Source organism: Paenibacillus sp. PvR133 (assembly GCF_017833155.1).
In the GTDB taxonomy this organism is placed as follows: domain Bacteria; phylum Bacillota; class Bacilli; order Paenibacillales; family Paenibacillaceae; genus Paenibacillus; species Paenibacillus polymyxa_B.
The window spans coordinates 5,173,839-5,197,297 of the sequence record NZ_JAFIBS010000001.1 but is presented as its reverse complement, the minus strand read 5'-3'; the positions used below and the strand labels follow the sequence as shown (position 1 = coordinate 5,197,297).

The following is a 23,459-nucleotide window of genomic DNA, read 5'->3' as shown; positions in this document are numbered from 1 at the left end:
CCTCTTTTTCACGTAAAACATCCCGAATATGATTCAATGATTGAAACTGTATTAGTACAGTTCAATGAAATGAGGTATCCTGTTTATTCATAAACCATGGTAATATCTAGCGTGTAAAGAAACATAAGACGGAATAAGCATGTAATGAAATGAGCATGTAATGAGTATGTAAAGAGCAGGTGGGAGGATATTGTGAAAAAATACGTTTCAATTTTATTGGATATAGAACTTAAAATTCGCGAGGGACAATATAAATCAGGTTACAAGTTGCCGTCGGTCCGTGAGGCTTCTGAATTATACAGGTGCAGCAAAAGCACGATTCTGCGGGCATATGCTGAACTTGAAAAGAAACACGCCATCTATTCCATACCGCAAAGTGGATACTATGTAGTGGAAAATTCGGGCGATTTACACCATAGCCATATTCAAGACTCCGTTGATTTTGCTTCGGCCTCCCCGGATTTGAATGTATTCCCTTATCTGGATTTCCAACATTGTTTGAATCAGGCTATTGACACCTACAAATATCATCTGTTCACTTATGGCGATTCGCAAGGGCTGGAAACACTGCGTCATACGTTGGTTTCCCATTTGGCTGATACTCAGGTGTTTGCAAAAATGGATCGGATTATCGTTACTTCGGGTGTTCAGCAGGCATTGGAGATACTCGCTAAAATGCCGTTTCCCAATGGCAAAGAAAAGGTTTTGGTCGAGCAGCCAAGTTACGATATATATTTGCGTTTTCTGGAGGAAGAGAACATACCCGTCAGTACCATCGTCCGGACAGCGGAAGGTATGGATTTTCACGAATTGGAGAATCAATTTAAGAACGAGAGCATCAAGTTTTTTTATACCATGTCAAGATATCATAATCCATTAGGAGTCTCTTACAACACAGAGGAGCGAAAAGCGATAGCTGCCTTAGCCGCCAAATATGATGTGTACATCGTAGAAGATGACTATATGGCAGATTTGGGGGCCGATCATCTTTTTGATCCCATTTATGCATACGACCAGACACACCATGTTATTTATTTGAAAAGCTTCTCGAAAATCATTTTCCCCGGCTTGCGATTAGGAGTTGCGGTATTGCCAGAAGTCCTATTGAAGACGTTTAACACTTATAAAAGATATGTCGACACATCTATATTGTCTCAGGCGGCGCTTGATATTTATATTAAAAATGGAATGTATGAACGCCACAAGCACACGATATATAAACTGTATTCGGAGCGCGTTCGTGCTCTTAACAAGGCTGTGGAACGATACAATCAGGCCGGATACGTTCAGACTTCAGCTGTAACTTCAGGAGTTTATATGCAGTTTAAACTGCCTCGGACGGTGAATTTGGAACGCTTGGTACAGTGTCTTTCCGCTAGGAACATCCAGGTTGTAGCTGGCAAAGGCTTTTATTTATCAGGCTATAGGGAACAAGAGAAATTTTTGCGCATAAGTATTTCGCGCGCACAGTTGGATCAAATTGATGCAGGGGTGAAAGCTATTATAGAGGAAGTTAGTAAGGGAAACTGGTATTAAGACCCTTTTTCCGTTATGATACATAAAGAAACATAAGTATAACCAAACATGGCTGTATATGTTTCTATTCAGTGTGGGAAATACATAACTTTGAATGCCGAGAGCAAGGGCTGTTTTTGTCTATTTGCTTATGATCGGCTCACTGCCAAAGGAGGGTTTTGAATGGACGATCTGTTTTTGAAAATTGTGGATGGAACCATCCCCAGCAAGAAGGTGTTGGAAACCGACAATGTGCTCGCATTTCATGACATCCAGCCTGCGGCGCCAGTACACGTGCTCATTATTCCAAAAAAATATATTCCTTCGATGAACGCTGTGACAGAGGAGGATCTTCCTCTTATCGCGGAGATTCATCGTGTTGCGGTTGAGGTTGCGAAAAAGTTAGGAATTGCCGAGTCTGGCTATCGGTTGATTAACAACTGTGGCCCAGATAGTGGACAAGCGGTGGGGCATCTGCATTATCACTTACTGGGCGGCGCCAAATTGGGTGCCTTGACAGGTATTTCGGACTCACATTTTTAAAAAATGACAGAGCTTGTCTTTTCAGTAATACGGATGTGAATGGAGAAAAATGGCCCTTTATGTATTCATTTTTTCTTATAGGTTGACACCTGGTTTCCGTTTCACCTATAATAAAATTTGATGAACCGTGTTATTGCTCTTGGACGGTCTGGTCGGAGGGAGGGAAAACTGGTGTCTGAAACTAAAGTTCGCAAAAACGAGACAATTGATGCTGCACTTCGTCGCTTTAAACGTTCCATTGCTAAGGATGGCGTATTGGCTGAGGTGAAGAAACGCAAGCATTATGAAAAGCCAAGCGTAAAGCGCAAGAAAAAGTCCGAGGCTGCTCGTAAGAGAAAGTTCTAGGAGGATCTAAGCAATCATGAATTTGAGCGAACGATTGAACGAAGATATGAAGCAAGCAATGAAGAGTAAGGACAAGTTCAAACTCTCCACCATTCGAATGGTTCGTTCTACGATTAAAAATCTTGAAATAGATTTGAAACGGGATTTGGACGACAACGAAGTGCTTGATATTCTGAGTCGTGAGATCAAACAGCGAAAAGATGCCCTCCATGAATTTGAAAAAGCCGGTCGTGATGAACTTGCGACAAGCACTAAAGCAGAAATAGAGATCATCGCTCAGTACCTTCCCGAACAACTTTCTGAGGAAGAAATTAAAGTTATTGTACAGCAGACCATCCAGGAAACCGGTGCTTCTTCGAAAGCCGAGATGGGGAAAGTAATGACGGCCTTGATGCCTAAGGTAAAAGGCCGCGCTGACGGTAAGCTCGTGAACCAAGCGGTTCAGCAATTTCTGCAATAAACCTGCGACAAACAGGAAAACACAACACCCTCTGTTTACAGAGGGTGTTATTTCTATATATGCGATGCCTACCATAGAATGTAATGGTGAGAAGATTCTTATATGTAAGCGCTATCGTTAATTGTATGAAACGTGATGTCCGTTGGGTGCGTAAAGTATCTGACAGCCGTCAGGATTAGCAATATACCCAATAATTTCACATTAAATCCTGAAAACTGTATAGTTTGTCTAACAAAGTTTGGTATGCTGTAATATAGAAAGATCGAAAGGGGGAGAGAAATGCATAGAGAACATCACCACTCCAGTCGCAAATTGATCTTTTTAACGTTGTGGATTATGGTATCCGTTTTGCTGTTACCCTTAGTTCATTCCGAATCAGCGGCGGCCCAAACTAAAGGTGGAGCTGTGATTGTTATACCAGTTGATCAGGAAATTGAGCAAGGTCTGGGCAAATTTATGGAACGTGGATTTGCAGAAGCAGCAGATTCCAAAGCAGGTCTGATTTTACTGGATATTAACACTCCCGGTGGACGGGTAGATACAGCGGAGAAGCTGGGCAAACTGATTAAAGACAGTCCGATTCCGACCGTAGCCTATATAAGGGGCGAAGCGGCCTCAGCGGGTAGCTATATTGCGTTGAGCGCAAACAAGATTGTTATGAAACCGGGGAGTATTATCGGAGCAGCAGCGTTAGTAGACGGTAGGGGGCAGGCTATCACAGATCCAAAAACGGTAGCTTGGTGGAAGAGTAGCATGGCATCTGCCGCAGAAGCTGGTGGACGTAATCCAGATATTGCCAGAGGTATGGTTGACTCCAAAACGACCGTATCTATTCCAGAGATGAACTTTAATAAGGAAAATGGTCAGATCATTTCTTTAACCAGTGAGGAAGCGCTGAAGTTGGGTTATGCGGATTACATCGCGTCTTCCGAACAAGAAGTTATCCAGTGGATGGGTTACAGCACGGATGATGTAATTCATGTGGAGCGAACATGGGCTGAAAAAGCAGCCGAGATATTGACTAACCCAATTGTGCAGACGTTGCTTTTATTTATCGGTATCGCGGGTGTCGTTATTGAGTTGCTCGTACCCGGTTTTGGTGTACCGGGAATTTTGGGCATACTCGGATTTGGTTTGTATTTTTTCGGCAATTATATCGCTGGTTTTGCAGGTTCGGAGACGTGGTTGTTGTTTATTATCGGTCTGGCTCTGCTTATACTTGAAATGTTCATCCCAAGCTTTGGTATTTTGGGCATTTTGGGTTCAGTCAGCCTTGTCGCCGGAGTTGTTCGGGCAGCATACAACATGCAGCATGCGTTTATATCTTTGGGCATTGCCTTTGCAGCTGCGGTTGCTGTTGTGGCGATTATCGCGGTTGTATTCAAGGACCGAGGGATATGGAACCGTTTTATACTTAAAGAAAGTTTAACGGCTGAACAAGGCTTTTCTTCAGTTGTGAACAGGGAAATGCTATTAGGTCAACGGGGTGTCAGTCTGACACCACTTCGTCCAGCCGGAACGGTGCTGATCGCTGATGAGCGAGTCGATGTTGTAACGAACGGCGAGTTTATTGCTACAGATATGCCGATTATAGTATCCAAAGTAGAAGGTGGGCGAATTGTGGTCAAGGCTGACACTAGCGTCTAAACAAGTAAATAACAAAGAATTAGATTAATGGAGGATGATGCGAGTGTTCGAATCGGGTATTGTCAGCGTTTTGCTGATTGCCGTTGTAGTGATTATTGTATTGAGCGTATTTTTCAGTTTCTTCCCGGTGATGCTGTGGATTTCAGCATTGGCTTCGGGTGTGCGTATTGGCATCATTACGCTGGTAGCTATGCGGTTACGGCGCGTCACGCCAAGCCGAATTGTCAATCCGCTCATTAAGGCAACCAAGGCGGGTCTGGGATTGAACATTAACCAGCTGGAAAGCCATTTTCTCGCAGGAGGGAATGTAGACCGAGTGATCAATGCGTTGATTGCTGCCCAGCGTGCTAACATTCCGCTTGAATTTGAACGTGCGGCAGCGATTGACCTTGCGGGACGGGATGTTCTGCAAGCGGTCCAAATGAGCGTTAATCCGCGTGTTATTGAGACACCTACTGTTGCAGCGGTCGCCAAGGATGGTATCGAAGTGAAGGTTAAAGCTCGTGTTACCGTGCGTGCCAACATTGATCGACTCGTCGGGGGTGCCGGAGAAGAAACGATTATTGCACGGGTCGGTGAAGGTATCGTTACAACCGTAGGTTCCAGTAATTCGCATAAGGACGTGCTGGAGAATCCGGATTCAATTTCGAGAACTGTATTGTCCAAAGGTTTGGATGCCGGGACAGCATTTGAAATCTTGTCCATTGATATTGCGGACGTTGATGTAGGTAAAAACATCGGTGCTTTTCTGCAAACAGAGCAGGCGGAAGCCGACAAACGTATTGCGCAGGCAAAAGCAGAAGAGCGGCGTGCGATGGCTGTAGCGCAGGAGCAGGAAATGAAGGCACGTGTCGTAGAAATGAGAGCACGTGTGGTGGAATCCGAATCCGAAGTGCCGCTGGCAATGGCTGAAGCACTGCGTGGCGGGAAACTTGGCGTCATGGACTATATGAATTTGAAAAATATTGAGGCGGATACGCAAATGCGTGGCTCCTTAGGCAAACCGAATGAGAACTCGGGGAATGATAACAAGAACCGGGATTAATAACGGGACATAGCCGATGAATTACGGCAGCTAGGTGGTGAGTAATGAACTTTATCAGCTGGATCTTTGAACATTTGTATATCCTGATCGTGATTGGCTTTGCTTTGGTGTCCTTTTTGGGGAAAAGCATCCAAGGCACAGGGCGGAAATCTCCGCCACGAAAAGGTATGCCCACCTTTGGTGGTGATCATGGTTCTCGTGGGCCCTCGACGTCATCCAGACCCTTCACAACGGAACATGGGCAAGAGCAGCGCCAACAGGATGTTGCTGGGGAGTTGCAACGTCAATTTCCTAATGAACGACGGGTGGTTATGGAAGCTCGTCGTATAGAAGAAGTGGGCGATCGGTCAGAAACGGAAGAACGGATGGACCGGGATTCATTAGATAACGGTTCGACTCTAGAGGATCGGATCCGTGCTATGGAAGAAGAACGCAGATTGGTTTTAGCCCGTCTCGATCGTATATCCAACGCGAGGGAGTCAGGGGAAATTACAGATGCGCCAGAGATAGCTTCGCAAGACCGTAATACGGTGGATACGGCTGATCTGCGCAGAGGTGTGATTTGGGCAGAAATATTAGGTCCTCCGCGTTCCAAGCGCTATATGGGTGGAGGAAGACGTTAAAATGATAGTGGATCCGTCACGGCTTTGGCTGTGGCGGATCTTTTTTTGTGAGCTTTAGGAATACATAAGCATGCTCAGAATAAAAAATGAATTAACGACAAATGCTCTAATTACCTGACAACGAATGTGATAATCCCTTGTGCGCCCTAGGTTTCTCACATTTGTTGTCATCTAAAATGGTGGCATTTTGTCTAATTTAGGGTCTCGTTTATGAAAATATATTCGTGAAAAATGATCAAATGTAACAATATGAATGGAGCTTTCCAAAAGCAGTTTTCATTTTTTCTTTTTTATATATAATGTTCTCAATGATAGATACTTATGAAATTTACTCCAAATTTATCTAAAATTTGATTTATATCGAGGTGATAAAACAAGATTATAAAAATGGAAAATTAATTTCTAGGAGGATGGGATAGATGGGAAATAGCTTGTTCAGAAAGAAGAGCATTGATCAGTTGATTGCCGCTACGCGGGGGGAAAAAGCACTCAAAAGGGAACTGGGTGCGTTTGATTTAACGATGCTTGGGATTGGAGCCATTATCGGAACGGGGATATTTGTGTTGACAGGTACGGGAGCAGTTACGGCTGGTCCAGGCTTGGTACTTTCTTTTGTGATTGCGGGACTCGCCTGTTTATTCGCGGCATTGGCTTATGCGGAGTTTGCATCCACCGTTCCAGTATCCGGTTCTGTTTACACTTTTACATATGCTACGATGGGGGAGCTATTGGCCTTTATTATTGGATGGGATTTAATTTTGGAATACATGCTGGCAGCCAGCGCCGTTTCCGCAGGTTGGTCGGGTTACTTTGTATCATTTTTGAATGGAATTGGCCTTCACATTCCGCTTGAATTCACTGCCGCACCGGGGACTTTAAAAGACCAAACTACTTATTTTAATCTCCCAGCTTTTTTAATTTTGATGGGTATCACGTTCTTGCTTTATTTTGGGATAAAAGAATCAAAACGGATAAACAACTTCATGGTAATTGTAAAGATTATTGTTATTTTATTATTTATCATCGTTGCTTTTAAATATGTGAAGCCAGATAATTGGACACCATTTATGCCGTTTGGGTTCAGTGGGGTGTTTGGAGCCGCAGCACTTGTGTTTTTTGCTTTTATTGGTTTTGATGCTGTTTCATCAGCGGCTGAAGAAACCAAAAATCCCGCCCGTGATTTACCGCGAGGCATTATTTTCTCACTCGTTATTTGTACGTTTTTGTATGTCATTGTTAGCGCGATTATGACGGGTATAGTACCGTTTATGCAATTTGAAGGTATCTCTCATCCAGTGTCATTGGTATTGCAGGTTGCGGGCCAGAACTGGGTTGCGGGTATTGTAGATATAGGAGCCATCTTAGGGATGACAACGGTCATGCTGGTTATGCTCTATGGTCAAACCCGTATTATGTTTGCTATGTCACGTGACGGCTTAGTCCCCAAAATATTATCCAAGGTTCATTCCAAATATAAAACGCCCTACATTAACACGTTGTTTTTTGGTACTTTATCTGCATTAATGGGTGGGCTGATCCCGCTGGATGAGTTAGCAAGTTTAGTGAACATTGGAACCTTGTCAGCATTTATTCTGATTTCGGTCGCCGTCATCGTTATGAGAAAAACACAACCTGACTTGCCAAGGGCCTTCCGATGTCCTGGAGTTCCGTATATTCCGATCCTGGCTATCGTTTCATGTGGGGTGCTCATTCTTAATTTGAATGGTCAGACATTTATTCGCTTTATTATTTGGCTTGTCATTGGTATGGCTGTTTACTTCTTATACTCTAGAAAAAACTCTCTTTTGAATCGAGATACCGAAAAATAACCGTGTCATCTAATGAAAATCAAAAAAAGACAACCTTGTTTTCGATATGAAAACGAGGCTGTCTTTTTTGTTTGAATTTTAAAAGGACACATCTTTTTCCTCTGCAATATAGCAGCTGCTGCGAATTGTAAGTTTAGCCTCATAAATGCGGGGACTGGATCATAAAATGTACAGTACAGATATCTGTGGCGCTGGTGTAATGGCGTTCACTGATAATAAGAATATAAGATGAAAAGCCAGCAGCGTAGCTGCCATGAAACATCTATGGGTACCGAATGGCAATAACAGAAGATGAAAAAATAGCAGCGTGCTGTCATCAAAACAACATTAGCCGTTGGATAACAGATGTTTTGATGACAGGAAAGGAGATTTCGCCGTATGAGCCGGATGAGCCGCAAACTGCGAAAGTGGGCCAGCGAGACGCTGGAGCTTCCGCAGGACATTCTATTTGACCTGCCGCGGTTAACCCTCATCGGCAGCCGCCAGCTTTATGTGGAGAATCACCGGGGCGTGGTGGATTTCACACCGAATCAGCTCGTACTTGCACTTGAGAAAGGCAGGCTGAGGGTGTCCGGCCATGATTTAGTCATTACGTCTATTCTGCCAGAGCAGGTAAGTGTGGAGGGACATATAACAGATATCCAAATGGAAGGAACGGAGGAAGGCTCGTGAAACATCCTGCTTTAGCAATGCTGCGTGGCACGGTTACCCTTGCTGTCAAGGGCGAAAGTGTGGAAGCTTTCATTAATTTACTCACCGATCACCATATACCTGTTTGGAACGTGCGGTCGATGGGTACTAGACATGCAGAAATGAACCTTCTGCTGCCGCACGTCTTCCTCCTACGCCCGCTTTTGAGAAGGACAGGCTGTAAAATGCATGTTCTGAAGCGGCAAGGGCTTCCCTTTACTGTTATACGACTTGCCAAACGTAAATTTTTTATGGCTGGATTGGCTTTGTTCTGGATAGGTCTCCTGCTGATGTCTTCGCTTATCTGGGACATTGAAGTGAAGGGGAATGATAAGCTCTCGACGGACTCCGTTCTCAAAGCCGCCCGACAGGAGGGGCTGTATCCGTTTCAATGGAGCTTTCGTCTTTCCAGTCAAGACAAGCTTTCCCGTGCGCTCATGCAGAAGCTTCCAGAGGCATCCTGGATCGGTGTGGAAAAGCAGGGTACTTTGGTAACGATTCAGGTTGTTGAAGCTTCACAGCCTACCCCTGCGCCGCTCTACAGCCCACGTCATATCATCAGTAAGGCAGACGCGGTAGTCACTGAGATTTTTGCCGAGCAGGGTCGTCCTGTCGTGCATAAAAATACACGTGTCAAAAAAGGAGCCATCCTCATCTCGGGAACGCTTGGAGATGAGGAGAATCAGCAGCAGGTCGTAGCCAAAGGAGAGGTTAAGGGTCTTGTATGGCATGAATACGAAATTAGCAGTCCTACGGTGCAACGCAGCAGCACGTATACAGGTAACAGTCACGACCGCTTGTATCTGGTGTTAGGCAATCGTGCGATACAATTGTGGGGATATGGGAAAATACCTTATTCTACACATAAAACAACAGTTGAACATGATCCGCTAACTTGGCGTTCCTTCAAACTTCCGATGGGTTGGATGACTGAAAGTGTGAGGGAGACAAAGATACAAGAGCAGAAGCTTACGGAAGCAGAAGCGAAAATGTCAGGAATAGAAGGCGCGCGAGCTGATATTTTAGCTAAATACGGCAAAGGAACGAAAATAATGAGCCAAAAAATTTTGCATGAGAAGAGAGAGAATGGTAAAGTTTATATGAAAGTGCTTTTTGAAGTGGAGCAGGATATTGCGGAAGAACTTCCGTTAGTTCATAACCAAGGAGAATGAGGCTATTTGGCAGAACAACAACGCAGCATACAAATTGCATTGAACAATGCGGGAGAAGGACAGGCGTTATTTGGCCCGCAGGATTCCTTTTTAAAATTAATCGAAGCCGCTATTCCAGCAAAAATAGCATCTCGTGAGGCAGAAGTTAATGTTTTTGGTAATGCTCACGAGGTGGAAGTGCTCGAACAATTGTTCGATGTATTACTCCAGTTAATTCGCAATGGGTATATACTGACCGAAAGGGACGTCCATTATGCGATTGAATTGGCAAAAGATTTGCGCGCTGATCAGCTGCTCGATTTGTTCAAGGGTGAAATTACGACGACGTTCCGGGGGAAACCGATTCGCGTCAAAACGATTGGACAAAAGCACTATGTAACCACGATTAAGAAACGCGATATTGTATTTGGAATTGGCCCGGCGGGTACGGGTAAAACCTATCTGGCTGTAGTGCTGGCTGTAGCTGCCCTGAAGGAAGGTTCAGTCAAGCGCATTGTACTGACTCGTCCTGCGGTCGAAGCAGGGGAGAATTTAGGTTTTTTACCAGGGGATTTGCAGGAAAAGGTTGATCCGTATTTACGCCCATTGTATGATGCCCTATACGATGTGATGGGCCCAGAGCAGACTGCAAAGGCACTGGAGCGCGGGTTAATAGAAATTGCTCCTTTGGCTTATATGCGGGGACGTACGCTGGATGATTCATTTATTATTTTGGACGAAGCGCAAAACACCACACCCGAGCAAATGAAAATGTTTTTGACTCGACTTGGTTTCGGCTCCAAAATGGTCATTACCGGCGATGTTACGCAAATTGATTTGCCTCGTGGCAAAAAATCCGGTCTGATTGAAGCGAATGCGATTTTACAAGGGATTGAAGAAATAGGCTTTGTCCAGTTTGCAGAAGAGGATGTTGTCCGTCATTCCCTAGTTCAAAAAATCATTGTTGCTTATGACCGTATTGCCGAAAATCATGGATAGCCATTCAATCACGAGTATGGTGTGTACGATCAGAAAAAGTATAAAATGAGCAGTGTAGCTGCCTTGAAAAAGATGATGGAGAGGGATTGTTTTAGATGACCTCGAAGGAATTATCTAAAGGGAAAACGTTCCAGCATAGAATGAATGGATGGAAGTATAGCGTGGCGACACGCTATCTTCTGTTTTTATTTTTGGTGGTTCTTTTTTATGTAGGCTTTGCATCCAAGCTGCTTCCCGAGCGTTATGACATTCGGGTAAATCAACCGAGTGAAAAGGAAATTGTCGCCCCGATGCAGCTTCCTAACAGTAAGGCGACTTTGAAGGCTCAAGAGGAATCAGCTGAACGTGTGCAGCCCATGTATACCATTGTGCCAGTTCGCAACGATAACCTGATTACTGGTATTTTGGATCGAATTGAACGGCTCAATCAGGATGATCAGGTTTCCAGAGCAGATAAGATTTCGATTTATAAGGATGAGATTCCGCAACGTGCACGGGAATTTGTGCAAAATTTTGTGAATAACAGCCGTAATGCGGATGCCTACCCAGATAAGTTGCTGGATGAAGTGCTGGAAAAAACGAAAGAGCAAACGTACCGAATTCCAGAGGAGACATTTATTAAAATTCCGCGCCTTACATCTGAGGATATTGCTGAAATGCGGCCTGTTGCCCGTGAGATTGTGACAGGGTTGATGAATGATCAAATTACGGATGCCCAGACAGCTCGAGCCAAGGTAGCTGAGCGGGTTAGTACAAGCTCGCTTACCAAACGTACCTCACGGGAGGTTGTTCAGGAACTTGCAAGGCTTGTGATTACCGCCAACAAGTTTTATGATGATACAGCTACGAAGGACGCCAAGGTACAGGCTCGTGAAGATACACCGACAGTTTACATTAAACAGGGTGAAGTACTCGTCAAGAAGGGTGAGATTATTACCCAGGAAATCTATACACTGCTTGATGAAAATGAATTGCTCAAGGATAAAATCAATTATTGGCCACAATTTGGTCTACTGATGATGTCTATGATGCTTGCGTTGGGCTTGTTTATGTATATTCGTCAATTCCAATCACGAACACGAAACTTCAAGTATAATAATGCGCAGTTGCTCATGCTAGTATTAATCTTTGTGATTACAGTGGGAGCAATGATGTTAATTTCCATACTGCAGAACAGTGAACGTTCCTATCTCGGCTATCTGGCGCCTATCGCGCTTGGAGCTATGCTCGTAACGCTGTTGCTTGATATGTCGTTGGCTTTCGTATGTGCCGTTATATTCAGTATATTGGCAAGTGTTATTTTGAATGTCCGTCAGGGACAAATTTTTGACTTTAATTTTGGGTTTTTTGCTCTTGTGGTCTGTCTGGCAGCGATTTTCTCTACCCATCGAGCCAGCCAGCGTTCAACACTGTTCAAAGGGGCGATCATGGTATGCCTGTTCGGGGCCCTGTCTGTTTTTTCTCTGGCACTGATTGACCAAGGGAATTGGACTCAAACGACGACGCTCTATGGGGTAGCTTTTGCTTTTGCAGGCGGTCTGATAACAGCAATACTTGTTATTGGGCTAATGCCATTTTTTGAGTCTACCTTTGGTATCTTGTCGGCACTGAAGCTTGTTGAGCTGTCGAATCCCAACCATCCCTTGCTCCGCAAGCTGCTTACGGAGACACCGGGAACGTATCATCATAGTGTAATGGTGGGTAATCTGTCAGAGGCCGCAGCGGAGGCTATAGGAGCAAACGGCTTGTTGTGCCGGGTTGGTTCGTATTATCATGATATTGGTAAAACCAAGAGGCCTTCGTACTTCATTGAAAATCAAAATGGGTTGGAAAATCCACATGATACAATAGAGCCCAAGCTGAGCAAATCCATCATTATCGCCCATGCTCGTGACGGGGTGGAAATGCAATTGGATTACAAGCTACCCAAGCCAATTCGCGATATTGCCGAGCAGCACCACGGAACGACATTCTTGCACTATTTTTATCACAAGGCGTTGCGTGAGGCTGAAGAGCGAGGGGTAGAGCCTGACTTCACGGAGGATGATTTCCGTTATCCGGGACCGAAGGCTCAGTCTAAAGAGTCTGCTGTGGTGGGAATTGCTGATAGTGTGGAGGCAGCAGTTCGTTCCTTACGGAAGCCGACGGTGGAACAGGTAGAATCCATGATTGAGAAAATTATTAAGAGCCGTCTTGATGATCACCAATTTAACGACTGTGAGCTGACCATGCGGGAGCTTGATATCGTGGCTCAAACCCTCAAGGAAACAGTAATGGGGATTTTCCATTCCCGTATTGAGTATCCAGAGGAAAGGCCCAAGTCTGAAAACGGAAAAGCTTAATATAACTTGTGCACGAAGCACGGTTAGAGCACTAGAATTAAAAGGAGCGGTTGGCATGGGCCTTCAATTAGCTTGGAATAATGAACAAAACGATATGGTAATTAACGAATCCTTGATTACGTTGCTGAACACCTTATTGGAGGAGGCAGGCAAAGTGGAAGGAGTCACAGACGGTGAGGTAGCCCTTACCTTCGTTAATGATGAGCAAATTCATGAGTTGAACAGGGACTATCGGGGAATTGATCGTCCCACCGACGTGTTGTCTTTTGCTATGAAGGAGACACTGGATGAAGAGCTTGAAATTATTTACGAACCGAATGAAGAAACTTCAATGAATGATGTACCGGATGTTCTGGGGGATATTATAATCTCTGTACAGACAGCGCAAGCTCAGAGCGAAGAATACGGACATTCGATTGAGCGTGAAATCGGTTTTTTGTTTGTTCACGGCTTTCTGCATCTGTTAGGCTATGATCATCAGGATGATGTGAGTGAAGCTGAAATGATGGGCAAACAGGAAGCTGTACTGGCTCAAGCGGGGTTGACAAGGTAATGAGACGTCAGCCTTGGAGAATGACCTTTCGCTATGCGGCAGAAGGCGTGATGTACGCTCTGCGTACGCAAGTAAATATGCGGATACATGTGGTCATGGCGCTCTTTGTCATTGTAGCAGGCTTAACTCTGCACATCTCCCGGCTCGACTGGTTATTCGTCTGCGTGGCTATCGCTATAGTCATTGTAGCCGAACTGTTCAACACCGCTGTTGAAGCAGCGGTGGATCTCATCTCACCTGATATTCATCCGCTGGCCAAAGCGGCTAAAGACACCGCCGCCGGAGCCGTGCTCCTGGCAGCGGTTTTTGCTGTAATTATTGGTATATTTGTGTTTTATAGGCCTATGTTAACGTTAATTAGTTCGCTGTTTTAATGGAAAAACCAAAATAAAATAGGTGCTTAATCGCGCTGGAGGAAATGAAATGGCTAAGAAACACTTTAAATCAGGCTTTGTCGCAATTGTTGGCAGACCCAATGTCGGAAAATCAACACTGATGAACCATGTCATTGGGCAGAAGATTGCCATTATGTCGGACAAGCCGCAAACTACACGCAACAAAATTCACGGCGTATTTACTACAGAGGACACACAAATTGTATTTTTGGATACACCGGGGATTCATAAGCGCCAGTCAAAATTAGGCGATTACATGAATCAGACTGCTTTTAATACGTTGGGTGAAGTAGAAGCGGTGCTTTTTCTTATTGACGCTGCTGAGGGTCTAGGCGGTGGCGACCGTTTTATTGCGGAACAGCTTAAACAAGTAAAAACGCCAGTTATCTTGGTGCTGAATAAAATTGATCGCATTGAGCCGGAAGCGTTGTTGCCACTGATTGAGCAGTATCGCAAGTTGTACGACTTTGCAGAAATCATACCGATCTCGGCCAAAATGGGCAACAATGTAAACACCCTGCTGGAGCAGGTGCAAAAATACTTGCCAGAAGGTCCGCAATATTATCCGGATGATCAAATTACCGACCATCCAGAACAGTTTGTCATCTCCGAACTGGTTCGGGAAAAAATTCTGCATATGACACGTGAGGAAGTACCCCATTCTATTGCGGTTATGATTGAAGACATGAAAGTGCAGGATAATGGGGTAGTGCATATTATGGCTGTTATTTTTGTAGAGCGTGACTCCCAGAAGGGGATCATTATCGGCAAACAGGGAGCCATGCTCAAAGAAGTGGGCAAACAGGCCCGCCAGGATATCCAAAACCTGCTAGGCTCCAAGATTTTCCTGGAACTTTGGGTTAAGGTCAAAAAAGACTGGCGCAACCAGGAACGCGTCCTTCGTGACCTTGGCTTCCATCGCGACGCTTAAAAACAGAACTTGATTCTACGTCACTTTAGTTCAAGGGTTTATTGAGGCTAAAAAAATTGATATTAAATAAATATGTATAGTTGTTGTAAGCATCATAAAAAGGCCGTCCCGATCTCTATGACTGAGATAAGTAACAGTTTTTTGGTCAAAGCGCCGCGCATATGCGGCGCTTAACTCTTGCTCTTTTTACCCCTTTCTTCCAGTGATGAAATAAGGAGTGCTTTTAAAAGAGTTATTGTAACTGTGTGCACATTGTAGCGGAGCGAAGGATTTGAATCTGAAGAAGCGATCGTAAGATCAAATCATTTGCGAAGCGGCATTCCAATCTACATACAGTAGCCTTTTTCAACGTAATCCATTAATTTCATCGCATACTTCTCCCCTCTTCGCATCATCCTATTTTTGAGATGCAAACGTCATTTCCGAAGAAAGGATGAATACGATTGCGAGATTTTTCGTGGAAGTATTTTGCGATGACTGGAGATGTCGGTGCGTATCTGTTATATCGGGAGAGCGCCGTGACAAGGGAGCAAGACACGGATGAGGGAGAGTCGGACGAGCATGAAGAAGCCCGTGAATAGTACAAGCCACTGGCTTCTTCGCGAATGTTTGGGGGAAGAGGCATGCTTTACAGGGTGGAAGGAATCGTCATCCGCAGCATGGATTACGGTGAGGGGAACAAAATTATTACGCTTTGCACCGAAAGCGGAGGCAAAGCAGGCGTGCTGGTCAGAGGTGCAAAAAAGTCCAAAAGCCGTCACGCTGCTTTAACGCAGCCGTTTACGTACGGTGAATTCGTTTTTTTTCGAAACACAGGTTTAGGCACGTTGAATGCCGGTGAAATCATCCAATCCCACCATACATTACGCGAGGATATTACTAAAGCTGCTTACGCTTCTTATGCTTGTGAATTACTCGATCGGGTGCTACAGGATGAGGAAACAGGCGCGTTCTGGTTTAAGCAGCTTAAAGCATGTTTGGAGGCGCTGGAGAGTGGCAAAGATCCGCTGATCGTCATGAGTATTTATGAATTTAAAATATTGCAGGCGGCCGGATATGCTCCTCAGCTTGATGCATGTATTTCAAGTGGTCAACAATGTGCTGATGAAGATATGTTTGTCAGTCCGAGGCTGGGCGGAGTTTTGTGTCGGAGCTACAAGCATTATGATCCAGCTGCATTGAGCGTGACTCCACGTACATTGAAGTTGCTGCGCTTGTTCGCCAGAATGGATTTGAATCGGCTCGGCAACATTGACGTAAAGGACTCCACAAAGCTGGAGATCAAACATGTCATGCGTCAGTTCATGGATATGCAGTTGGAGGTCAAGCTGAAATCCCGCAATTTCTTGGATCAGCTCGACAAGTACGATATGTGAAACGCCCTATTCTCTTGACTGTATTGCTGAAAACGTGTAATATCCTACTATATATCTCCTTCGGGAGCAGATGCATTGAACGAGAAAGTAGCGGGATGTATTCTCTGTAATTAGCGAGTTGGGGACGGTGTAAGCCCAGTGGGAATTCTTCGTGAACAAGGCACTCGGGAGCGTCTGAATGGACACGGAAAAGAGGATTACGATCTGATTGGTGATGTAGGATCGCAATCAAGTAGGGTGGAACCGCGGGAGTCAGCTCTCGTCCCTACGTCTGTACAGGCGTAGAGGCGGGGGCTTTTTGCTGTCTCTAGCAAGGCTTTTGGGATAAAATAGCCCTGTACATACGAGCTTAATGAGAAGAAATCACCAACATTTGAGGGAATTGGAAAGGGAGCGTGTACCAATGAATTTTCAGCAGATGATTTTAACGCTGCAACAATTTTGGGCTGAACACAACTGTATTATTGTACAGCCGTATGACACGGAAAAAGGGGCAGGCACGATGAACCCGATGACGTATTTACGTTCGATCGGACCTGAGCCGTGGAACGTAGCTTATGTTGAGCCTTCTCGTCGTCCGTCAGACGGACGTTATGGTGAGAACCCGAACCGCCTGTATCAGCATCATCAGTTTCAAGTAGTTTTGAAGCCTTCACCGGATAACATTCAGGAATTGTATTTGGAGAGTTTGAGCCGTTTGGGCATTAACCCTTTGGAGCATGATATTCGTTTCGTTGAAGACAACTGGGAAGCACCAACGCTGGGAGCGTGGGGCTTAGGTTGGGAAGTATGGCTGGACGGTATGGAAATTACCCAATTCACCTATTTCCAGCAAGTGGGCGGTATTGATGCCAGTCCGGTTGCCGTAGAAATCACGTACGGTATGGAGCGTCTTGCTTCCTACATCCAGGACAAGGAGAATGTGTTCGATTTGGAGTGGGTCAATGGAATTACGTACGGTGATGTCTTCCACCAGCCTGAATTTGAGCATTCCAAGTATACGTTCGAAGTATCTGACGTCAAAATGCTCTTTACTCTTTTTAATATGTACGAAGAAGAGGCAAATAAAGCGATGGCGCAGCATCTTGTATTTCCAGCCTATGATTATGTGCTGAAATGTTCTCATGCGTTCAACTTGCTGGACGCTCGCGGAGCGATCAGTGTGACGGAACGGACTGGGTTTATTATACGAGTGCGTAATTTGGCGCGTCAGGTGGCTGCGACCTATCTGGAGGAGCGCGAGAAGCTGGGCTTCCCGCTGTTGAAGAAAGGAGGTGCGGCAAATGTCTAAGGATTTATTGTTTGAGATCGGGTTGGAAGAAGTCCCTGCACGTTTTATCCCGAATGCAATTCAGCAGTTGAAGCAGCGTATGACGGCGTGGCTTGACAGTTCGCGTATTGCTTATGGTGCTGTAGAGGTTTATGCTACACCTCGCCGTTTGGCGGTACTTGTCAAGGAAGTAGCGGAGAAGCAAGAAGATATTAACGAAGAAGTTAAAGGTCCTTCCCGCAAAATCGCACTCGACGAGGCTGGTAACTGGAGCAAGGCTGCACTAGGCTTTGCTCGCAGCCAAGGTGTTGATCCTGAACAGTTCACGTTCAAGGAGCTTGGAGGCGTGGAATATATTTACGCAACTAAGAGCAGCATAGGTGTACCAACAGCGGATGTGCTATCCGAAGGTTTATTGCACATTTTACATGCCATGACATTCCCTAAATTCATGCGCTGGGCAAGTTATGACTTTAAATTTGTTCGTCCGATCCGCTGGTTGATTGCCTTGTTTGGTAGCGATATTGTTAATTTGGAGATTGCCGGCGTGCAGTCAGGAAATGTGACAAGAGGGCATCGTTTCTTGGGACAGGATGCCGTAGTAGAAAGTCCAGCTGACTATGTTGAAGTGCTTCGCAAGCAGCATGTCATTGTGGACATTGAGGAACGTCAATCGCTTATTGTAAAGCAGATTGAAGCGCTGGCTGCCGAAAAAGATTGGACGATTGCGGTCAAGGATGATTTGCTGGAAGAAGTGCTGTATTTGGTGGAAACCCCAACAGTACTGTTCGGAGGTTTTGATCCTGCGTTCCTGAACATTCCGAAGGATGTACTCATTACTTCCATGCGCGAACATCAACGCTATTTCCCAGTGCTGGATCACACAGGAGAGCTATTGCCATACTTTGTTACGGTACGTAACGGAGGAAGTCAATCGCTGGAAGTCATTGCTAAAGGGAATGAAAAAGTATTGCGTGCCCGGCTGTCTGATGCCAAATTCTTTTATGAAGAAGATCAGAAGCTGGAAATTAAGGATGCACTCTCCAAACTGGAAAGTATCGTTTTCCACGAAGAGCTGGGAACGGTTGGAGACAAAGTGCGCCGGATTCGCCGTATTGCTGATGCTCTGGCAGAGAAGCTTCGCGTTTCTCCAGATACACAGGAGTCGGTTAGTCGAGCAGCGGATATTTGTAAATTTGACCTGGTAACACAAATGGTATATGAGTTCCCAGAACTGCAAGGTGTAATGGGTGAGGATTATGCTCGTAAGGCTGGAGAGAAGGAAGAAGTGGCAAGAGCGGTGTTTGAGCATTACCAGCCTCGTTATGCAGGAGAAACGGTTCCTTCAACGAATGCTGGAGCGATTGTAAGTATCGCAGACAAGATAGATACCATTACAGGCTGCTTCTCTATCGGTATTATTCCAACAGGTTCACAGGACCCTTACGCGCTTCGTCGCCAGGCAGCAGGTATTGTGCAGATATTGTTGGATCGTAAGCTTTCGGCTACGTTGTCTGATGTGTTCAATATCGCGCTCGAGGTGCATGGCAACCTTGGAAATATGAAACGTTCCGCTGATGAAATACGTAAAGAATTACATGAGTTTTTCGGATTACGCGTGAAGAAACTATTGTCTGAGACACTTCGTTATGACGTTGTGGATGCTGTACTTGCAGCTGGATATGACGATGTTGCTTCCGTTGTTAACCGCGGAACTGCGTTAATGACTGCCGTACAAACAGGTGAGGTATTCAAAGCAACAGTTGAGTCCTTTAATCGTGTAGGTAATCTGGCTGCTAAAGCAGTTCATAAGTCAGTTAATACAGGTGAGTTTACGGAGCAAGGCGAAAAAACGCTTTACGAAGCATGGTATAGCGCTTTTGAATCTTATAGCGTAGCTTTACAGGAAGGTGATGCGACACGGGCGTTAGCGCTTGCTTCATCCATTACCCCTGCGGTGACGGCGTTCTTTGATTCCGTTATGGTTATGGCTGAGGATGATGCTGTTCGTAATAATCGTTTGGCATTGCTGGCTGCTATTGACTCAGAACTGAAGCGTTTTGCCGATTTTTCCAAGCTTGTAGTTTAAACGTCAGTTGTGGTAGTATGAACAACTTGAAAAAATGGGTATAAATATACGGAACGGTGTAAGAGTAATCTTGCAGCCGTTCCGTATTTTACTCGAATGCGGATGGAGATGGGGGATGCTCATGGAGGGAACCGGAACTTTACTGGATGTGCGGATCGTTGTTGACGGGGACGCTTGTCCTGTTAAAAGTGAAATTGCGGAGATAGCTTCCCGTTTTCATATTGAGGTTATTATGGTATCTTCATATGATCATCTCATTCAGGGCAGCAAAGGCGTGAGCATCGTTAAAGTAGACCGAAGCGACCAAAGTGCCGATCTCTATATTGCCAATCATATCCGCCGCGGCGATATTGTAACCACCAATGATTATGGTCTTGCTGCACTTGCCTTGGCAAAAGGTTGTGAAGTGATGTCTTTTCGCGGAGCTATGTATCGAAACGATTCGATAGATTTCATGCTTGACCGACGTCATACTTCTGCCAAAGAACGGAAAAAAGGACGTTATGGAAAAGGTCCTAAACCGTTTACATTAGAGGATCGTGAAGTTTTTCAACATAAACTGACAAAACTTTTACTTCGCTTGCAGGAGAATGAGTAACGGTATCGAATTATATTTACGTGCTAAAGAGATGAAGGTGGTTAATATGAGTGCCGGACAAGGTAACATACCGGACGATATCATTGAGTCGGTTTTACAACATCATGATATTGTAGATACGGTAAGCAAGTACGTGCATTTGACCAAGCAGGGGAAGTATATGAAAGGCCTCTGTCCTTTTCATTCCGAAAAAACCCCTTCATTCACCGTGACACCGGATCGTCAGATTTTTTACTGCTACGGCTGCGGCGCGGGAGGCAATGCCATCAAATTTATGATGGAAATCGAAGGACTATCCTTTCCCGAAGCTGTCAGGACAATGGCAGAAGAAAGTCATATCCCGCTCGGCGAATGGCAGGGACGTGATTCATCGCATCAGCATCCTGAGTTGGACAGGCTGTTGCAAGCGTATGAGTTAACTTCTAAGATGTACCATTTTTTGCTTAAAAATACGGAGCACGGCAAACCAGCGATGGAATACTTGCGTTCACGGGGATTCAGTGACAAGATCATTGATCAATTTCAAATTGGCTATGCACCCAACCGATGGGATACGATCGTTCAGTTTCTGGAGAAGCGTTCTTTTGATCCCGTGGAGATGGAAAAGGGAGGGCTTATTTCTCCCCGGCATGAGGGTGATGGATATGTGGATCGGTTCAGAGATCGTATCATGTTTCCCATTTGGAATCGCAACGGAAAAGTTATTGCCTTTGCAGGCCGTATACTTGGTGAGGGACAGCCGAAGTATTTGAATTCACCGGAGACCAAGCTATTCAACAAGAGCCGAACGCTGTACAATCTTCATCATGCTAAAACCTCAATTCGCAAGCTCCGCCAGAGTGTTCTTTTTGAAGGCTACGGTGATGTCATCTCGGCATGGGAAGCTGGCGTACAAAATGGGGTGGCCGCCATGGGCACTGCTCTAACGGAGCACCATGCTACGATGTTAAAAGGACTGTGCGATGAGGTCATTATTTGTTATGATGGTGACCGGGCAGGACAAGCTGCTGCGCTTAAAAATTTTCCGCTGTTGGAAAATGCGGGACTTCACGTGAAAGTAGCGCTGGTCAGTGACGGTATGGACCCGGATGATTTTATCCGGCAATACGGCGGCGAACGATTCCAGCGTCAAATTATCGAAAGTGCTGTTTCAACGGTGAAATTTAAGCTTATATATCTGAAAAAAAACCATATACTGCAAGAGGAAGAAGGAAGAATCGCGTATTCCCGCGAAGCATTAAATGTCATTGCACCTCTGTCATCCCCGACTGAGCGGGAAGTGTATCTGCGCGAAGTATCAGCCGAAGTCAAGGTGGATTTTGAAACCTTGAAGCAAGAATGCAATTTACTGCGTCAATCCCTGCAAAAAAAACAGAACTTTGGGGATAATAACGAAAATGGGTGGAATAATGGTAGGCATAAAAAAGGGCAGGTCTCCACACCTAATCTGTTGCCGGCTTACCATGTGGCTGAGCGCAGGCTGCTTCACTGGATGATGCAGGATTTAGAAGCTGCAGAGTATGTAGAAAAGCATCTGGGCGACGCCTTTAATATTGAGGATCATGCAGCAATTGCTGCTTATCTATATGCCTATTACGCGCAAGGGAAGTTACCAGATACAAGCCGTTTTATTTCATCTTTGCAAGACGACCGGCTGGAGAAGAACGTAAGTTCGATCATGATGATGGATGCTCCAGGCGTATGGGCACCGCACATTTTGGATGATTATATTCATCAGGTGCGAAAATTTCCATTGCAGGAGCAACTGGATTTGAAAAGGGAAGAAATGAGAGCCGCTGAGCGCTTGGGTGACTTTTTGCGCGCAGCACAAATTGCAAGTGAGATTATAGCCCTAGAGAGACAATGAACACACAGAGGTCGGATGTTTCTAGGGAGGAGGGAGTCGAAAGATGGCGAATGATCAGCATACTGAACTGGAGACGGAACTAACACTGGATCAGGTCAAAGATCAACTGATTGAGTTGGGTAAAAAAAGTTCTTCTCTGAACTACAAAGATATCATGGAAAAACTGTCGCCGTTTGATCAGGACCCCGAGCAAATGGATGAGTTTTATGAGCAACTGGGTGACTTGGGGATTGAAGTTGTGAATGACAACGACGAAGAAGTTACCAGATTGCGTCAAAATGACGACCCGGAAAACAATGATGGGGATGATTTTAATTTCGATGACGATCTGAGCCTGCCTCCCGGTATTAAAATTAATGACCCGGTCCGGATGTACTTGAAGGAAATCGGTCGTGTACCGTTGCTTTCTGCTGATGATGAGGTAGAGCTTGCCAAACGGATAAATAACGGCGATGAAGAAGCTAAGCGTCGGTTGGCAGAAGCGAACTTGCGTCTGGTTGTAAGTATTGCCAAACGTTATGTTGGTCGCGGAATGCTTTTCCTGGATCTGATTCAGGAAGGTAATATGGGTTTGATTAAGGCAGTAGAAAAATTTGATTACGAAAAAGGCTTTAAATTCAGTACGTATGCAACCTGGTGGATTCGTCAGGCCATTACGCGCGCAATAGCCGATCAGGCGAGAACGATCCGTATTCCGGTGCATATGGTGGAAACGATCAACAAGCTAATTCGCGTATCGCGTCAACTGTTGCAAGAGCTGGGGCGCGAACCTACGCCAGAGGAAGTAGCTGCCGAGATGGAGCTGAGCGTGGAAAAAGTACGGGAAATTATGAAAATTGCCCAAGAACCTGTTTCATTGGAAACACCAATTGGTGAAGAGGATGACTCACATCTGGGGGATTTCATTGAGGACCAAGAAGCATTGGCGCCTGCAGATGCGGCTGCCTATGAACTTCTGAAGGAACAGCTCGAGGATGTACTGGATACGTTAACCGAACGGGAAGAGAATGTTTTGCGTCTCCGCTTTGGTTTGGACGACGGAAGAACCAGAACCCTTGAAGAAGTGGGTAAAGTGTTCGGTGTTACACGTGAACGTATTCGTCAGATTGAGGCCAAAGCGCTGCGTAAGTTGCGCCATCCAAGCCGCAGTAAGCGACTGAAGGATTTCCTCGAATAGAAGCGTAACATTGC

Annotated in this window: 23 protein-coding genes; all 23 read left to right on the top strand. The window is 45.2% G+C overall.

Features of this window, described 5'->3' with window-relative positions; genetic code table 11:
- Positions 1-192: 192 nt before the first annotated feature.
- The 23 genes from JOE49_RS22670 to rpoD all read left to right on the top strand — a co-directional run bounded on the left by JOE49_RS22670 (position 193) and on the right by rpoD (position 23,445).
- Positions 193-1,536 (top strand): aminotransferase-like domain-containing protein, encoded by a 1,344-nt coding sequence (locus JOE49_RS22670; RefSeq protein WP_053325788.1) that lies wholly within the window; start codon positions 193-195, stop codon positions 1,534-1,536.
- A gap of 162 nt (positions 1,537-1,698) precedes the next feature.
- Positions 1,699-2,058: a histidine triad nucleotide-binding protein gene (locus JOE49_RS22665; protein WP_053325787.1), complete on the top strand. Its 360-nt coding sequence runs from the start codon at positions 1,699-1,701 to the stop codon at positions 2,056-2,058.
- Positions 2,059-2,229: 171 nt separating this feature from the next.
- Positions 2,230-2,403, top strand: coding sequence for a 30S ribosomal protein S21 (gene rpsU / locus JOE49_RS22660; RefSeq protein WP_005547957.1), 174 nt, complete (start codon positions 2,230-2,232; stop codon positions 2,401-2,403).
- A 16-nt stretch (positions 2,404-2,419) separates the two neighbouring features.
- The gene (locus tag JOE49_RS22655; protein ID WP_013311146.1) at positions 2,420-2,863 is read left to right on the top strand and encodes a GatB/YqeY domain-containing protein; all 444 of its coding nucleotides are present in this window, start codon (positions 2,420-2,422) and stop codon (positions 2,861-2,863) included.
- 279 nt (positions 2,864-3,142) lie between these two features.
- Positions 3,143-4,510, top strand: a complete 1,368-nt coding sequence (locus JOE49_RS22650; RefSeq protein ID WP_209942903.1) for an NfeD family protein — start codon at positions 3,143-3,145, stop codon at positions 4,508-4,510.
- Positions 4,511-4,547: 37 nt separating this feature from the next.
- Positions 4,548-5,555, top strand: a complete 1,008-nt coding sequence (gene floA / locus JOE49_RS22645; protein WP_043922497.1) for a flotillin-like protein FloA — start codon at positions 4,548-4,550, stop codon at positions 5,553-5,555.
- A 44-nt stretch (positions 5,556-5,599) separates the two neighbouring features.
- A complete protein-coding gene (locus JOE49_RS22640) occupies positions 5,600-6,178 on the top strand; it encodes a hypothetical protein (protein ID WP_023989490.1) in 579 nt (192 codons plus the stop codon).
- 419 nt (positions 6,179-6,597) lie between these two features.
- Positions 6,598-8,007 (top strand): branched-chain amino acid transporter BcaP, encoded by a 1,410-nt coding sequence (gene bcaP / locus JOE49_RS22635; RefSeq protein ID WP_160790003.1) that lies wholly within the window; start codon positions 6,598-6,600, stop codon positions 8,005-8,007.
- A 378-nt stretch (positions 8,008-8,385) separates the two neighbouring features.
- On the top strand, positions 8,386-8,679 hold the full coding sequence (gene yqfC / locus JOE49_RS22630) for a sporulation protein YqfC (protein ID WP_023989488.1): 294 nt from the start codon (positions 8,386-8,388) through the stop codon (positions 8,677-8,679).
- The gene (gene yqfD, locus JOE49_RS22625) at positions 8,676-9,869 is read left to right on the top strand and encodes a sporulation protein YqfD (RefSeq protein WP_075154464.1); all 1,194 of its coding nucleotides are present in this window, start codon (positions 8,676-8,678) and stop codon (positions 9,867-9,869) included. Before yqfC ends, yqfD begins: the two co-directional genes overlap by 4 nt.
- Before the next feature lie 6 nt (positions 9,870-9,875).
- On the top strand, positions 9,876-10,847 hold the full coding sequence (locus JOE49_RS22620; RefSeq protein ID WP_013311138.1) for a PhoH family protein: 972 nt from the start codon (positions 9,876-9,878) through the stop codon (positions 10,845-10,847).
- 95 nt (positions 10,848-10,942) lie between these two features.
- Complete coding sequence (locus JOE49_RS22615; RefSeq protein ID WP_209942901.1) at positions 10,943-13,189, top strand: HD family phosphohydrolase; 2,247 nt, start codon at positions 10,943-10,945, stop codon at positions 13,187-13,189.
- A gap of 55 nt (positions 13,190-13,244) precedes the next feature.
- The gene (ybeY, locus tag JOE49_RS22610; protein ID WP_023989485.1) at positions 13,245-13,742 is read left to right on the top strand and encodes an rRNA maturation RNase YbeY; all 498 of its coding nucleotides are present in this window, start codon (positions 13,245-13,247) and stop codon (positions 13,740-13,742) included.
- A complete protein-coding gene (locus JOE49_RS22605; protein WP_053325783.1) occupies positions 13,742-14,116 on the top strand; it encodes a diacylglycerol kinase family protein in 375 nt (124 codons plus the stop codon). Before ybeY ends, JOE49_RS22605 begins: the two co-directional genes overlap by 1 nt.
- Positions 14,117-14,165: 49 nt before the next feature.
- Positions 14,166-15,068 carry a GTPase Era gene (era, locus tag JOE49_RS22600; protein ID WP_013311134.1) on the top strand — a complete coding sequence of 301 codons (903 nt, stop codon included), beginning with the start codon at positions 14,166-14,168 and terminating at the stop codon, positions 15,066-15,068.
- Between the two features lie 443 nt (positions 15,069-15,511).
- Positions 15,512-15,649 carry a YqzL family protein gene (locus tag JOE49_RS22595; RefSeq protein WP_013372137.1) on the top strand — a complete coding sequence of 46 codons (138 nt, stop codon included), beginning with the start codon at positions 15,512-15,514 and terminating at the stop codon, positions 15,647-15,649.
- Positions 15,650-15,691: 42 nt separating this feature from the next.
- Positions 15,692-16,444 (top strand): DNA repair protein RecO, encoded by a 753-nt coding sequence (recO, locus tag JOE49_RS22590; protein ID WP_023989481.1) that lies wholly within the window; start codon positions 15,692-15,694, stop codon positions 16,442-16,444.
- A gap of 138 nt (positions 16,445-16,582) precedes the next feature.
- Positions 16,583-16,729 (top strand): hypothetical protein, encoded by a 147-nt coding sequence (locus tag JOE49_RS22585; protein ID WP_155613687.1) that lies wholly within the window; start codon positions 16,583-16,585, stop codon positions 16,727-16,729.
- A 118-nt stretch (positions 16,730-16,847) separates the two neighbouring features.
- Positions 16,848-17,735: a glycine--tRNA ligase subunit alpha gene (glyQ, locus tag JOE49_RS22580; RefSeq protein WP_023989480.1), complete on the top strand. Its 888-nt coding sequence runs from the start codon at positions 16,848-16,850 to the stop codon at positions 17,733-17,735.
- A complete protein-coding gene (gene glyS / locus JOE49_RS22575) occupies positions 17,728-19,803 on the top strand; it encodes a glycine--tRNA ligase subunit beta (protein ID WP_023989479.1) in 2,076 nt (691 codons plus the stop codon). Before glyQ ends, glyS begins: the two co-directional genes overlap by 8 nt.
- A 121-nt stretch (positions 19,804-19,924) precedes the next feature.
- Positions 19,925-20,401 carry a YaiI/YqxD family protein gene (locus JOE49_RS22570; protein ID WP_013311130.1) on the top strand — a complete coding sequence of 159 codons (477 nt, stop codon included), beginning with the start codon at positions 19,925-19,927 and terminating at the stop codon, positions 20,399-20,401.
- Positions 20,394-22,268, top strand: a complete 1,875-nt coding sequence (gene dnaG / locus JOE49_RS22565; protein WP_025722118.1) for a DNA primase — start codon at positions 20,394-20,396, stop codon at positions 22,266-22,268. The genes JOE49_RS22570 and dnaG overlap by 8 nt, the downstream gene beginning before the upstream one ends.
- A 43-nt stretch (positions 22,269-22,311) precedes the next feature.
- On the top strand, positions 22,312-23,445 hold the full coding sequence (gene rpoD, locus JOE49_RS22560; protein WP_007431230.1) for an RNA polymerase sigma factor RpoD: 1,134 nt from the start codon (positions 22,312-22,314) through the stop codon (positions 23,443-23,445).
- Positions 23,446-23,459 lie beyond the last annotated feature (14 nt).

What these genes read in the sequence shown, in the direction of transcription:
- JOE49_RS22665 (WP_053325787.1), top strand. Translation starts at nt 1,699, where the DNA reads ATGGACGATCTGTTTTTGAAAATTGTGGATGGAACCATCCCCAGCAAG.
- JOE49_RS22655 (WP_013311146.1), top strand. Translation starts at nt 2,420, where the DNA reads ATGAATTTGAGCGAACGATTGAACGAAGATATGAAGCAAGCAATGAAG.
- JOE49_RS22650 (WP_209942903.1), top strand. Translation starts at nt 3,143, where the DNA reads ATGCATAGAGAACATCACCACTCCAGTCGCAAATTGATCTTTTTAACG.
- floA (WP_043922497.1), top strand. Translation starts at nt 4,548, where the DNA reads ATGCGAGTGTTCGAATCGGGTATTGTCAGCGTTTTGCTGATTGCCGTT.
- JOE49_RS22640 (WP_023989490.1), top strand. Translation starts at nt 5,600, where the DNA reads ATGAACTTTATCAGCTGGATCTTTGAACATTTGTATATCCTGATCGTG.
- bcaP (WP_160790003.1), top strand. Translation starts at nt 6,598, where the DNA reads ATGGGAAATAGCTTGTTCAGAAAGAAGAGCATTGATCAGTTGATTGCC.
- yqfC (WP_023989488.1), top strand. Translation starts at nt 8,386, where the DNA reads ATGAGCCGGATGAGCCGCAAACTGCGAAAGTGGGCCAGCGAGACGCTG.
- JOE49_RS22615 (WP_209942901.1), top strand. Translation starts at nt 10,943, where the DNA reads ATGACCTCGAAGGAATTATCTAAAGGGAAAACGTTCCAGCATAGAATG.
- ybeY (WP_023989485.1), top strand. Translation starts at nt 13,245, where the DNA reads ATGGGCCTTCAATTAGCTTGGAATAATGAACAAAACGATATGGTAATT.
- JOE49_RS22605 (WP_053325783.1), top strand. Translation starts at nt 13,742, where the DNA reads ATGAGACGTCAGCCTTGGAGAATGACCTTTCGCTATGCGGCAGAAGGC.
- era (WP_013311134.1), top strand. Translation starts at nt 14,166, where the DNA reads ATGGCTAAGAAACACTTTAAATCAGGCTTTGTCGCAATTGTTGGCAGA.
- recO (WP_023989481.1), top strand. Translation starts at nt 15,692, where the DNA reads ATGCTTTACAGGGTGGAAGGAATCGTCATCCGCAGCATGGATTACGGT.
- glyQ (WP_023989480.1), top strand. Translation starts at nt 16,848, where the DNA reads ATGAATTTTCAGCAGATGATTTTAACGCTGCAACAATTTTGGGCTGAA.
- glyS (WP_023989479.1), top strand. Translation starts at nt 17,728, where the DNA reads ATGTCTAAGGATTTATTGTTTGAGATCGGGTTGGAAGAAGTCCCTGCA.
- JOE49_RS22570 (WP_013311130.1), top strand. Translation starts at nt 19,925, where the DNA reads ATGGAGGGAACCGGAACTTTACTGGATGTGCGGATCGTTGTTGACGGG.
- dnaG (WP_025722118.1), top strand. Translation starts at nt 20,394, where the DNA reads ATGAGTAACGGTATCGAATTATATTTACGTGCTAAAGAGATGAAGGTG.
- rpoD (WP_007431230.1), top strand. Translation starts at nt 22,312, where the DNA reads ATGGCGAATGATCAGCATACTGAACTGGAGACGGAACTAACACTGGAT.